General features: G+C 59.8%; 11 protein-coding genes. 2 read left to right on the forward strand and 9 right to left on the reverse strand.

Annotation, left to right across the window (positions count from 1 at the left end):
• Positions 1 to 143 precede the first annotated feature (143 nt).
• The 6 genes from ACWFVE_RS10455 to ACWFVE_RS10480 all read right to left on the reverse strand — a co-directional run bounded on the left by ACWFVE_RS10455 (position 144) and on the right by ACWFVE_RS10480 (position 5,645).
• The gene (locus ACWFVE_RS10455; protein ID WP_447529211.1) at positions 144 to 1,292 is read right to left on the reverse strand and encodes a porin; all 1,149 of its coding nucleotides are present in this window, start codon (positions 1,290 to 1,292) and stop codon (positions 144 to 146) included.
• Positions 1,293 to 1,553: 261 nt separating this feature from the next.
• Entirely contained in the window at positions 1,554 to 2,426 is an 873-nt protein-coding gene (locus ACWFVE_RS10460) for a ProQ/FINO family protein (protein WP_447529212.1), read from the reverse strand.
• Between the two features lie 20 nt (positions 2,427 to 2,446).
• On the reverse strand, positions 2,447 to 2,983 hold the full coding sequence (locus tag ACWFVE_RS10465; RefSeq protein WP_447529213.1) for a dihydrofolate reductase: 537 nt from the start codon (positions 2,981 to 2,983) through the stop codon (positions 2,447 to 2,449).
• Positions 2,980 to 3,756 (reverse strand): thymidylate synthase, encoded by a 777-nt coding sequence (locus tag ACWFVE_RS10470; protein ID WP_447530526.1) that lies wholly within the window; start codon positions 3,754 to 3,756, stop codon positions 2,980 to 2,982. Before ACWFVE_RS10470 ends, ACWFVE_RS10465 begins: the two co-directional genes overlap by 4 nt.
• Before the next feature lie 207 nt (positions 3,757 to 3,963).
• Entirely contained in the window at positions 3,964 to 4,755 is a 792-nt protein-coding gene (lgt, locus tag ACWFVE_RS10475; RefSeq protein ID WP_447529214.1) for a prolipoprotein diacylglyceryl transferase, read from the reverse strand.
• Between the two features lie 92 nt (positions 4,756 to 4,847).
• Positions 4,848 to 5,645 (reverse strand): sulfite exporter TauE/SafE family protein, encoded by a 798-nt coding sequence (locus ACWFVE_RS10480; RefSeq protein ID WP_447529215.1) that lies wholly within the window; start codon positions 5,643 to 5,645, stop codon positions 4,848 to 4,850.
• A 139-nt stretch (positions 5,646 to 5,784) separates the two neighbouring features.
• Between ACWFVE_RS10480 and ACWFVE_RS10485 the strand changes: the two genes are divergently transcribed.
• Positions 5,785 to 6,555 (forward strand): NRDE family protein, encoded by a 771-nt coding sequence (locus ACWFVE_RS10485; RefSeq protein ID WP_447529216.1) that lies wholly within the window; start codon positions 5,785 to 5,787, stop codon positions 6,553 to 6,555.
• Between the two features lie 8 nt (positions 6,556 to 6,563).
• On the opposite strand, the gene ptsP is transcribed toward ACWFVE_RS10485, so the two are convergent.
• Together ptsP and ACWFVE_RS10495 are read right to left on the reverse strand one after the other, a co-directional pair.
• A complete protein-coding gene (gene ptsP, locus ACWFVE_RS10490; protein ID WP_447530527.1) occupies positions 6,564 to 8,825 on the reverse strand; it encodes a phosphoenolpyruvate--protein phosphotransferase in 2,262 nt (753 codons plus the stop codon).
• Positions 8,826 to 8,950: 125 nt separating this feature from the next.
• On the reverse strand, positions 8,951 to 9,442 hold the full coding sequence (locus tag ACWFVE_RS10495; protein WP_447529217.1) for an RNA pyrophosphohydrolase: 492 nt from the start codon (positions 9,440 to 9,442) through the stop codon (positions 8,951 to 8,953).
• Between the two features lie 212 nt (positions 9,443 to 9,654).
• Here ACWFVE_RS10495 and ACWFVE_RS10500 point away from each other — a divergent pair, with 212 nt between their 5' ends.
• Complete coding sequence (locus ACWFVE_RS10500) at positions 9,655 to 10,314, forward strand: histidinol-phosphatase (RefSeq protein ID WP_447529218.1); 660 nt, start codon at positions 9,655 to 9,657, stop codon at positions 10,312 to 10,314.
• 1,231 nt (positions 10,315 to 11,545) lie between these two features.
• Here ACWFVE_RS10500 and ACWFVE_RS10505 read toward each other — a convergent pair.
• Positions 11,546 to 12,520 carry a malate dehydrogenase gene (locus ACWFVE_RS10505; RefSeq protein ID WP_447529219.1) on the reverse strand — a complete coding sequence of 325 codons (975 nt, stop codon included), beginning with the start codon at positions 12,518 to 12,520 and terminating at the stop codon, positions 11,546 to 11,548.
• Positions 12,521 to 12,567: the final 47 nt, after the last annotated feature.

Here is a 12,567-nt window from a genome sequence, read left to right on the forward strand (position 1 = left end):
AATGGCCGTTGAATCGGCTTCGGCGACTTCCAACTTTACTACTCGAAACATTTTTATGCACAATAAAAAACCGGCCCCAAAAGGGGCCGGTTCCATATACTGCAGGGGGTACTTCTTAAGCGCTCGGGTCAATTAAGCCGGGCTTAGAAGAAGTAACGCGCGCCTGTCAGCCAGTATACGTCGTCAGTCAGGTCGCTAAGCGTACCGTCGCTGCCGAAGAAGTCGTCGTTACGGTTAACGCGCGGTGCGTCAGCGTCAGCCACTTCCAGGAACACGTCGAAGTTGCTGGAAACGTTGTAGTACGCGCCAGTCGCCCAGGAGCGGCTGGTTTCGGCATCGTCACGCTCGATGTTGTAGTAATCGACGTTGAATGCCCACGGGCCGGTAGTGAAGGTACCACCAACGCCTACGGAGTCGTAGCCGCCACCGCGAGTATCTACTACGCCCAGCGGGCCAGTGCGTACTGCGTCGCTGCTGTTGTCACGACCTTCGTAACCCAGACGAGCAGAGAACTGATCGGTGAAGTCATAAGAACCGATCAAGCCGTACAGCATTTCGCCGTTACCGCCATCGCCACGGGCAACGTCATCGATGAAACCTAGACCAACGGTAACCGGGCCTTCAGCGTAGCGAACACCACCCTGTGCGGCAGTTACGCTGCCTTGATCAGACGTTTCACGACCGACTACGACATCACCAGAAACCGGATCAGTAATGGTTTCGTCGACCATGCCGCGCTCGCTGTAGTGCTTCGCCTGTACGAATACAGTGAAGCCTTCCAGGTCAGGCGTGTAGTAACCGATCGAGTCGCCGCGAGACTGCTTCGCATGGCCACCGAACCTGTAACCCTGGTCGACGTAAACGTCGAACGGCAGAGAAACGAACTGGTTGTAGAAGCTGTCGAAGTTACCTGCTTGGAACGTACCGAACTGCTGGCTGGTCATACCGAGGTAGGACTGGCGAGTTTCGGAGAACGCGTCGAAGTTGTTGCCGTTACGGTTACCGGATTCGTCGGCACGGAAACGCCACTCAAGACGACCGAAAGCGGTCAGGTCACGAGTAACTTCCTGGCTCAGACGGAAGCCAAGGCGCGAAGAGATGTCGACAAATTCCGGATCGTTGTCGATTTTTACGCCGCCGTCTTCTTCCGGGCCGCCGCCTGCAACGCCGAGTGCGATACGGCCGTACAGGTCAACTTTGGTGCCGTCTTCGTCGTAAACAGTGGCTGCTTGAGCGGCAGCAGAAGCGCCCAGAGCGGCGATGACAGCAGTCGCTAAAAGTGTCTTTTTCATGATGTAGGTTCCTTAACTAGCTTACTGTTTCGATCGTGTCTGCCAGACTCTTATAAGCCTGCAGGTTGGCCTTTGGGTCATGCTCTTCTGCCATCCGCCGGTTGAGCCAGCGATATGTGGCATGTCCTCTCTAAAGCCTTGTTATAGTCCAATGCTCGCAAGTCAAACTCTATACCGGGATTCGAGGGAACGCAATAGAAAAAAACAGTGTTCTTTTACGATTTGCGCTTTTTTATGGAACCCACGGCCTGTTGATGAGTCTCAGCGCCCTTCGAATTTCTGCATTAGCCCTTTTATTTTCTCTTCCATGCTAAGCGGTTTTGCTTCATCGCTTTTTTCCGGCGCCTTGTTTTGCGAAGCGCCTGGCTTCATGGGGCCAGCAGAAGCATTATCGGCCTTGCGGTCTTTTGGGTTCGGTTTTTTAGCCGCTTTGTCGTGCGCCTGGCTCGAAGCTTGACGAGCGGGTTTCTCGCCCGCCTGGTCCTTGCGCCGCTCGTTGGCGTGAAGCGATGCCTCTTTATCTACTTTCCCCGCGGGCAAGCCATCCAGGTCGACCCGTTCTGCGCCTTCGCGCATGGATTTCACGTAGCGCGGCAAATTGACGTAGTTGGCAAGCGCCCGGCGTATCAGCTTGCCAGACCAGGGCTCGCGCTCGGCCAGGTCATGATGAATACCCACCTTGAGCGGTTTGGTGTGCCCTTTGAAAAACGCATCGGGGTAGCGCTCGTACCACTGCTTTAAAAGCGCGTGGGGCGAAGGCTGCTGTGTACCGGCGGATTCCTGAGCGTTCGATGGGTCGGCTTGTCGAGCTTTCTGCGCTGGCGGCTCTTCTACTTGCGGCTTCGATGCCAAAGGCTCGAACGCACTGTCCGATTGCCCCGAATGGGCTTGCACCGGGTTCTGGGCCGAAGGCGTCACTTGCGGCTGCGGCGCCTTCTGTAACGCATCGGCCGTTGGCGGCTGTGCGATTTGGCTTTCGCCCGCCACGGCTGAAGGCGGTGTAGATGACACCGCCTCGCGGGCAAGCTGCTCGCGAAGCGCGGTATTTTCCCGGCGCAGTAGCTCGAGTTCTTGTTGAGTGCGCTGGAGGTGCGTCTCCAGTGATTCGATCAAACTATTTACGCTGGCGGCCATGGCGCCCTCCCTGGAACTGGTCAGTCGTCAATACGCTCGTAAACGACAAAGTCATAATGCGGCTGCCCTTCGCCGGGCGTACCCGCCACGCGCTCTACTTCTCGAAACGTTTGCGGCGGTATTGCCGGAAAAGTGGTGTCGCCTTCTACCTCGACATCCACCTCGGTGACGTAGAGGCGCTGGGCATAGGGCATTGCCTGGCGATAAATCTCGCCGCCCCCCATTACCATGATCTCTTCCGCTGCTTCTATCGTGGCTTGCTGGTCGGCAAGGGTCAGCGCACTTTCAAGATCATGACAGACACGCACCCCGTCGGCGTCGAATTGCGGGTCTCGGGTCACCACGATGTTCAAGCGGTTGGGCAGCGGCTTGCCAATGGAAGCATACGTTTTACGTCCCATTACCAATGGTTTTGCCTGGGTCTTACGTTTAAAGAACTTCAGGTCTTCTGGCAAGTACCAGGGCAAATTACCTTCAACGCCAATCACGCGGTTTTTGGCCATGGCGACGATCATTGCCACCGGCACCAGGGGCTCATGGTCGAGTTGCGGGCTCATACGGCCACCTTCGCTTTGATGTGGGGATGAAAGGCGTAGTCGTCGATGCGGATATCGTCGAAGGTGAAATCGAACAGGTCCGTGACCTCCGGATTCAACCAGAGCCTGGGCGGGCTATAGGGCGCGCGGGCCAACTGCTCTTTCGCCTGGTCGAAATGGTTACTGTAAAGGTGGGCATCGCCCAAGGTGTGAATGAACTCCCCGGGCTTTAGGCCACTCACCTGGGCCACCATGCACGTAAGCAGCGCATAGCTTGCGATATTGAATGGTACGCCCAGGAAAATATCCGCACTGCGCTGGTAGAGCTGGCAGGAGAGCCGGCCATTAGCCACGTAGAACTGGAACAGGCAGTGGCACGGCGGCAGTTTCATTTCATCGACCTGGGCCGGGTTCCAGGCCGACACCACCAGCCGGCGGGACTGCGGCGCGGTGCGGATCTGCTCGAGTACGTTGGTTATTTGGTCGACCCCTTCGCCGCCTTTCGGGTCGGGCCAACTGCGCCACTGGTAGCCGTACACCGGCCCCAGGTTGCCGTTTTCATCCGCCCACTCGTCCCAAATGCGCACCCCATGCTCTTTCAGGTAGCCAATATTGGTATCACCTTTCAAAAACCATAAAAGCTCATGAATGATGGAGCGCAGGTGCAGCTTTTTGGTGGTTAAAAGCGGGAACCCGCGGGCCAAGTCGAAGCGCATCTGGTGGCCAAAAAGAGACCGCGTGCCGACGCCGGTACGGTCATCCCGGTCGGTGCCCTGCTCCAGCACGGTATGCATCAGGTCCAGATAAGGCTGTTCCAGCGCGGTGGAGGTCGCTTGAGGTGCGGCGGTTGCAGGCGTTGAGGCAGTCACAGGGTTTCCAGAGTTGCAGATCATTAAAGGCTTTATTCTAGGCAGGGGCCGATGAGAAATACAACGCCGCCCGCCCCAGGTATCCGTTCGTTCAACAAGGCCCTGACAGGGCGCTAAAAGGTGCTGGGCACGTTAAACCACTTTCGCATCGACCGGGTTGGTGCGCGACCACACCATGAACGCCACGCCCAGCGCGATCATCGGCAGGGTCAACAGCATCCCCATGGTGACCCAGCCAAAGGCGATAAACCCGATGTGGGCATCCGGTAGGCGCACGAACTCCACCATAAAGCGGAAGACACCGTACCCCAGCAGGAAAAGGCCCGAAACGAACCCGCGGGCACGCGGCTTGGCCGACACCCACCAAAGAATCACGAAGAGCACCAGGCCTTCCAGCAGCGCCTCATAAAGCGCAGAAGGATGACGTGGTTCTGGCCCCATACCGGGAAACGGCATTCCCCAGGGTAGCGAGGTAACCCGCCCGGGCAACTCATGATTGATAAAGTTACCAATGCGCCCGGCCCCCAGGCCGATAGGCACCAGCGGTGCGATAAAATCGGTCAGGGTGAAAAAGGCCAAGTGCTTGCGCCGGGCGAAGAGCCAGGCGGCGAGCAGAACGCCGATCAGACCGCCATGAAAGCTCATGCCGCCGTCCCAAACACGGAAGACCCAGAGCGGGTCCGCCGCCCACTGCCCCAAACCGTAGAACAGCGCGTAGCCCAAACGCCCACCGGCGACCACGCCCACGGCGCAGTAAAACAGCAGGTCGCTGATATCGTCGTTGGTCAGGCCAATGCGCGCCGCGCGTTTGCAGCCAAGCCACCAGGCCGCCACGAAGCCGACAACGTACATCAGGCCGTACCAGTGAACCTGCAGGGGCCCGAGAGAAATCGCTACCGGGTCAATCGCTGGGTAATTGATCATCAACCGCCTCTAGGTAAATCAAGACAAACAAACCAGTTCAGGTCATCGCGGGCTTATACCGCGCTGCCTTTTCGTTTTTTAGTTCAGCGCCGTCAAGCCAGTATAAAGCGAAGCCCCACGACGGCCAGCAGCAGCGCAAAGGATAACCGCAATACGCGAGCCGACAACACGTGGGCCAGCTTAACGCCTACGCGGGCAAAAGGGACACTGGCCAACACGATGCCGAAAAACGCCGGCCACATGATAAAGCCGGTGGACCAGGCCGGCAGTAACGCGTTGTTCCACCCCACTACGATAAAGGTGAGCGCGCCGACCAGCGCAATGGGCAGCCCGCACGCCGCCGAGGTACCCACTGCCTGGGTCATGGTGGCGCCGCAGCGCGAAAGCCAGGGCACGGTCATCGCCCCGCCGCCGATACCGAATAGTGCCGAGATGCCCCCGACGACGCCGCCGGCGATCGTCATGGCGATTTTACCCGGCGCTATCGAGCCCGGCTTTGGCTTGAGCCCTAGAACCATTTTGCCCGCCAGCAAAAGCACGAACACGCCAAAAAGCGTGCCCAGCACCGTGCCGGAGAGATTCCCTGCGATGAAGACGCCACCAATGGCGCCCAGCATCAGGCCCGGTAAAAGCGCCATGAACCAGGGCCGGTGAATGCTGCCCTTGCGGTAATGCCCCAGGGTCGACGACGTACCGGTGACCACGATGGTGGCAAGCGAGGTACCCACGGCCAGGTGCATGGTGATTTCTGGCGCCACGTTTTGCAGATTGAATGCAAACACCAGGGCGGGAACGATGATCAGCCCGCCGCCAACGCCGAACAGCCCGGCCATGGTGCCGGCCGCCGCGCCCAAAAGGAGATAGCCCAGTAGTGTGATCGCAATGCTCATGATGCAGCGCTCTTACTGATTGAGAGAGGGTGTTTTGCGCTTGCCCCCGCTGGAAGGCGGCGGGCAATATGAGCAGATGATAACATTTAGCCCCTTTCGATGGGGCGCTATGGTCCACTTTTGAAAGGCGATCGACGCCATGTGCTTACTTACCTTTGCCTGGAACCCGGGCAGTGCCACGCCCTTGAAGCTCGCCGGCAACCGCGACGAGTTTCACGCCCGCCAAACGGCGCCGCTACACCACTGGCAAGACCACCCGGACATTCTGGGCGGGCGCGATTTACAGGCCGGCGGCAGTTGGCTGGCGGCCAATCGCCGCGGCGTGGTGGCGGCACTGACCAACGTGCGCGAGCCCGGCGCGGCGCTACCCGCCAGCGCCCCTAGCCGGGGCGAGCTCGTCTTTCGGGCATTACGTGCCGATGACCCGGCCGCCTGGCTTCACCAGTTGGTCAAAGACGAAGCCGCGCACTTTGGCGGTTTCAACCTGCTGGTGGCTCACAACGCGACGCTTTGGCACGTGCATCGCGGGGTCGCGGGCGTTTTTATCGACCGTGTGCCGCCGGGTGTGCACGGGCTTTCCAATGCAAGCCTCGATACGCCTTGGCCCAAGCTGAGCGCCGCCCGCCAGGCGCTCGAAGAAGCGGGAAGAGACTGGCAAGCAGCCACCGCCCGGGCACTGCATGACCCCAACACCGCCCCGGACGAAGCACTTCCCCATACCGGCGTAGAAGCAGGCCTGGAGCGTCGCCTTTCGGCGGCGTTCATCGTCGGGGAAGACTACGGTACCCGCTCGACTACCTGGCTGCGCCTGGACGCCCAGGGCCACACCCACATGACCGAGCAACGGTTTGGCCCCATGGGGCGGCGCGAGGGAGAAACCACCCTGGCCCAGCCCCACGCGCCGCTTTAAAAACGCGTTTAGTCGCGGGGTGGCAGCAAGTGGGTTAGCTGCCACTCGTCCATGCGCTTGTTCAAGTGCTGGCGCACCAGGGCCGGGGTATCCAGCGCCATGATCTCATCCAAAAGCGCTTGGGCATCGGTGAGCGGCACGCGGCGAATCGCGGCGCGCACTTTCGGCAGGCTAGGCGCATTCATCGAGAGGCTCGAAAAGCCCATCGCCATGAGTAACAGCGCGCCGGCCGGATCGCCGGCCAGTTCGCCGCAAAGCGAAATCGGCTTTTTCAAGCGCAAGGCGTCCTGGGAGAGCTCCTGGAGTGCGCCGAGAAGCGCCGGGTGCAGCGCATCGTAAAGGCTCGAGACCCGTGGGTTGTTGCGATCCACCGCCAACAGATACTGGGTCAGGTCATTACTACCCACCGAGAAGAAATCGACCCGCTTGGCCAGCGCATCCATTTGGTAAATGGTGGCGGGCACTTCGATCATGACGCCTACCTGGGGGCGCCCGACGACGATCCCCTCCTCGCCCAGCTCGAGAATGGCGCGGTCCAGCAGCCGCAAGGCTTCGTCGACCTCTTCCACGTTGGTAATCATGGGGAAGAGAATATAGAGGTTATCGATCCCGTGGGAGGCCTTGAGCATGGCGCGCAGTTGCACCATTAACACTTCCGGGTGGTCCAGCGTCACCCGCATGCCTCGCCAGCCCAAAAACGGGTTGGCTTCCTCGATGGGAAAGTACGGCAGGTCCTTGTCACCGCCGATATCCAGCGTACGCATCACGACCGGCAGCGGCGCGAAGCCTTCCAGCTGCTCGCGATACATGCGCATTTGTTCTTTCTCGCCGGGAAAGCGCTCGGCGATCATGAACGGCACTTCTGTCCGGTAAAGCCCCACCCCACCGATACGGCTTTTGAGCAGCGCACTGGCATCCACCGCCAACCCCGTGTTCACCATGAGCGGCAGGTTGTGGCCATCCGGCGTTTCGCTGGGCAGGTCCTGCTCGTGCTCGAGCATGTCGCTCAGCGCCTGCTCTTCGGCAATCAAACTGGCATAGCGCGCTTTGAGCTCTGGCGAGGGGCGCACGAACATGCGCCCGCGGTGGCCATCCAGCACGACCGGAGCGCCGTTCAAGCGCGGCAGCGGTAAATCGACCATGCCTAGCACCGTGGGGATGCCCATCGCCCGGGCCACGATCGCCACGTGAGAGGTGCTCGAGCCGCGCACGGATACCAGCCCTTTCAGCTTACCTCGGGGTACTTCACCCAGCATGGCCACACTGATTTCGTCACCGACTAGAATCGCGTTATCCGGGTAGGTTTCCGGGGTCGAGGGGGTATCCTGCTGAAGATGTGCCAGCACTCGGCGGCCAAGGTCGCGAATGTCGGCGGCGCGCTCGCGCAGGTAGTTGTCGTCCACACGTTCGAGATACTGAACGTGGCGGCGTACCACATCCGCCAACGCCCCCGGCGCCCACTGCCCTTCGCGAATGCGCTTTTCGACCTCTTCGGAAAGCGCCGCCTCGCCCAGCATCTGCTGGTAAACGTCAAACAGCGCCAGCTCCTGGGCGGAGATACGACTGGCCAGGCGCTCGGCGGCGGCGCGGATTTCGCGGCGGGTTTGTGCAATGGCCTCTTTCAGGCGGGCAACTTCGAAATCCTGATCGCTTGGAACCAGATCCGGCACGCTGTTCAAATCCGCCGGTGGGCTGATCACGACGGCTTCGCCGATCGAGACCCCCGGTGAGGCCGCCACCCCCTTGAACATCGCCTGGCCGCCAGGTAGCGCCGGGCGCGAGAGATTCCCGGTGGCTAGCGCGTGGGCCAGCACCCCGGCCAGTTGGGCGGCCATGGTCACCAGGAACGCCTCGTCTTCGTCATCGTAGCGGCGCTTCTCGGCTTGCTGTACGACCAACACGCCCAGCATTTGGCGCTGGTGAATGATGGGCACGCCTAGAAAGCTCGAGTAGCGCTCCTCGCCGGTGGCCTCGAAGTAGCGAAACTGGGCGTGGGCCCGGGCGTCTTCCAGGTTCAGCGGCTCGCTGCGCTTGGCCACCAGCCCCACCAGGCCTTCGCCCAGCGGCAGCACTACGCGACCCACGGCTTGAGTGCGCAGGCCGATGGTTTCCATCAGCACCAGCGACTCGACATCGCTATCGTAAAGATAGAACGAGCAGACATCGGTCTGCATTGCCTTGCGGATACGGCGCACCATGGTAGACAGCGCGGCTTCTAGCGTTCGCGCGCCGTTCACTTCTTGTATGACGCGCCTCAATACCTCCAGCATGGATGTTTTAGACTTCACTTTTGTTGTCCTCGCTGAGGGGTAGGCGGCACGGCGAGCAGCGGCTTGGCCAGTAGCGCTTTTCGATTGCGCTATTGACCCTATGCCGACCCGCCGTGTTGTTCACGCTATTCATCTCCCAGTGCCAAGCGCTGCACGCGAGGGGAAAGCTCGCGCAAGGCCCGCCGGTAGACTTCCCGCTTGAACGGCACGACCTGACCCAAGGGGTACCAGTAGCTGACCCAGCGCCAGCCGTCGAATTCGGGTTTGGGGGTTGCCGTCATGCTGATCCGGTTCTCCTGACACCGAATCCTGAGTAAAAACCACTTCTGCTTTTGACCGATACAGACCGGTCGCGAGTGGGTACGAATCATGCGTCGTGGCAGACGGTAGCGCAGCCACCCCCGGGTGCAGGCGACAATGTCAACATCGTCGGCGGTCAGGCCGATCTCCTCAAACAGTTCACGATATAGCGCTTGTTGTGGAGTTTCGCTTGCTTTAATGCCTCCCTGGGGGAACTGCCACGCGTTTTGTCCTACGCGACGCGCCCAAAGCAGCTGCCCCTGGCTATTGACAATGATAATGCCAACATTGGGGCGAAAGCCGTCAGCGTCGATCACGGACTTCACCTTCTTGAATTTTCAGTTGTCCCCATTTTTCCACAAGGCAGACAAGCGTATCAATACAATATAACGCTCAGGGACAATAACGGGGGAAACGGGGGAAAACAGTGCGTTCGCGGTGGGCAGCGACTTGGGTCTCTGAGATAATTCTGTGCGCTTAACGTTAAGCGGCCTGAATCCAAGACCTATACACCAACAAGGGGAACACGGTGAGCCTGGCCATTTTCGATTTGGACAACACGCTACTCTCGATTGATAGCGACCACGCCTGGGGCGAGTTTTTGCTGGAACAGGGCGCCGTGGACCCGGTGGCGTACCGCGAAGCCAACGACCGTTTCATGGCCGAATACGAAGCGGGCACGCTGGATATGGCGGCATTTTTGGAAGTGGCCTTGAAACCGCTGGCCGAAAACCCCCCGGAGCAACTGGCCGCCTGGCACCAGCAGTTCATGGCCAGCAAGATCGAACCGCACATTCTCGCCAAGGGTGAAGAGCTTCTGGCCCGCCACCGCACCAAAGGCGATACGCTGTTGATCATTACCGCGACCAACCGTTTCATTACCGGACCGATTGCCGAACGCCTGGGCGTGGATGACCTGATCGCCGTCGAGCCGGAAATGGTCAACGGGCGCTACACCGGCAAGGTCACCGGCGTACCGAGCTACCGCGAAGGTAAGGTCACCCGTTTACAAGCGTGGCTGGAAACCCAGGACCACACCCTGGATGGCACATGGTTCTACAGCGACTCGCACAATGACCTGCCGCTTTTGGAACAAGTCGAACACCCGGTCGCCGTCGACCCCGACGCCACCCTGCGCCAGATTGCCGAAGAGCGCCAATGGCGGATCATGAGTTTGCGGGATGATTGATGGGTGAATGGTGAATGGTGAATGGTGAATGGTGAATGGTGAATGGTGAATGGTGAATGGTGAATGGTGAATGGTAGGAGCAGGCTTCAGCCAGCGATGCAGCGCAACGCGCTGCCGGGGTTGGTGATTATGGCAACCTGTAATGCCTTCGTCACCCAAGGGCGGCTAACGCCGCCATCGCCCAATAGAATTGGGCTCCTACAATGGAGCCGTGCACTCATCTATTGTAGGAGCAGGCTTCAGCCAGCGATGCAGCGCAACGCGCTGCTGGGGTTGGTGGTGGTGGCAATTTAAATGCCTTCATCACCCAAGGGCGGCTAACGCCGCCATCGCCCAATGAATTGGGCTCCTACAATGAAACCGTGCCCCCATCTATTGTAGGAGCAGGCTTCAGCCAGCGATGCAGCGCAACGCGCTGCCGGGGTTAGAGATTATGGCAACCTGTAATGCCTTCATCACCCAAGGGCGGCTAACGCCGCCATCGCCCAATAGAATTGGGCTCCTACAATAAAACCGTGCATCCATCTATTGTAGGAGCAGGCTTCAGCCAGCGATGCAGCGCAACGCGCTGCTGGGGTTAGAGATTATGGCAACCTGTAATGCCTTCATCACCCAAGGGCGGCTAACGCCGCCATCGCCCAATAGAATTGGGCTCCTACAATAAAACCGTGCATCCATCCATTGTAGGAGCAGGCTTCAGCCAGCGATGCAGCGCAACGCGCTGCCGGGGTTGGTGGTGATGGCAACCTGTAATGCCTTCATCACCGAAGGGCGGCTAACGCCGCCATCGCCCAATAGAATTGGGCTCCTACAATAAAACCGTGCATCCATCCATTGTAGGAGCAGGCTTCAGCCAGCGATGCAGCGCCACGCGCTGCCGGGGTTGGTGATTATGGCAACCTGTAATGCCTTCGTCACCCAAGGGCGGCTAACGCCGCCATCGCCCAATAGAATTGGGCTCCTACAATAGAGCCGTGCACCCATCTATTGTAGGAGCACGCTTCAGCCAGCGATGCAGCGCCACGCGCTGCCGGGGTTGGGGGTTGCGGCAACCTGTAATGCCTTCATCACCGAAGGGCGGCTAGCGCCGCCATCGCCGATGTGTCGGACCACCAATGAATTGGGGTCCTACAATGGAACTGTGCCCCAATTCTCTTGCAGGAGCAGTTTTGAGATAACAAAAAACCCCGCAAGCATGCTTGCGGGGTTTTGGCGTTGCGTCACGCGTGGCTTAGCCGAGCAGGTGCTCGACGGCGGCGCGTTCTTCGCGTAGCTCTTTCTCGGTGGCCTGCACTTTCTCTTTGCTGAACGCGTCCAGCTCGAAACCCTGTACGATTTCGTACTTGCCGCCTTTGCAGCGAACCGGGTAGGAGAAAATGATGCCTTCTTCGATGCCGTAGCTGCCATCGGAGGGGATGGCCATGCTGACGATGCCGTCAGAGCCCAGCGCCCAGTCGTGCATGTGGTCGATGGCGGAAGACGCGGCAGACGCGGCGGAAGAAGCACCGCGCGCCTTGATGATAGCCGCGCCACGCTGCTGCACGGTGGGGATGAAGTCGTTTTCGTACCAGTCGCGCTCGACCAGATCGGTGGCGGCCTTGCCGTCGACCTTGCACTGGGCGATATCCGGGTACTGAGTCGCGCTATGGTTGCCCCAGATGACCATGTTGTCGATATCGGTGACGTGCTTGCCGGTTTTCTGGGCCAGCTGGGTCAGCGCGCGGTTGTGATCCAGGCGCGTCATCGCGGTGAACTGGCCCTTGTCGAGATCCGGCGCGTTGCAGGAGGCGATCAGCGCGTTGGTGTTGGCCGGGTTGCCGACGACCAGCACTTTCACGTCGCGGCTGGCGTGGTCGTTCAGTGCCTTGCCCTGTACGGAGAAGATCGCCGCGTTGGCTTCGAGCAGGTCTTTACGCTCCATACCCGGGCCGCGCGGGCGGGCGCCAACCAGCAGCGCGAAATCCGCATCCTTGAACGCCACGTTCGGGTCGTCCGAGGCAACGATGTCCTGGACCAGCGGGAAAGCACAGTCGTTGACTTCCATCACCACGCCGTTTAGCGCGTCCATCGCCTGAGGAATTTCCAAAAGCTGGAGAATGACGGGCTGATCCGGCCCCAGCATGTCGCCGGCGGCAATGCGGAAAATTAAAGAGTAGCTGATTTGGCCGGCACCGCCGGTAATCGCAATACGTACTGGATCTTTCATCATCGCTCCTTGGTTGGTTCGCCTTGGGGTGGTCGACAAAACACAAG

This window comes from Vreelandella mediterranea, assembly GCF_970647075.1.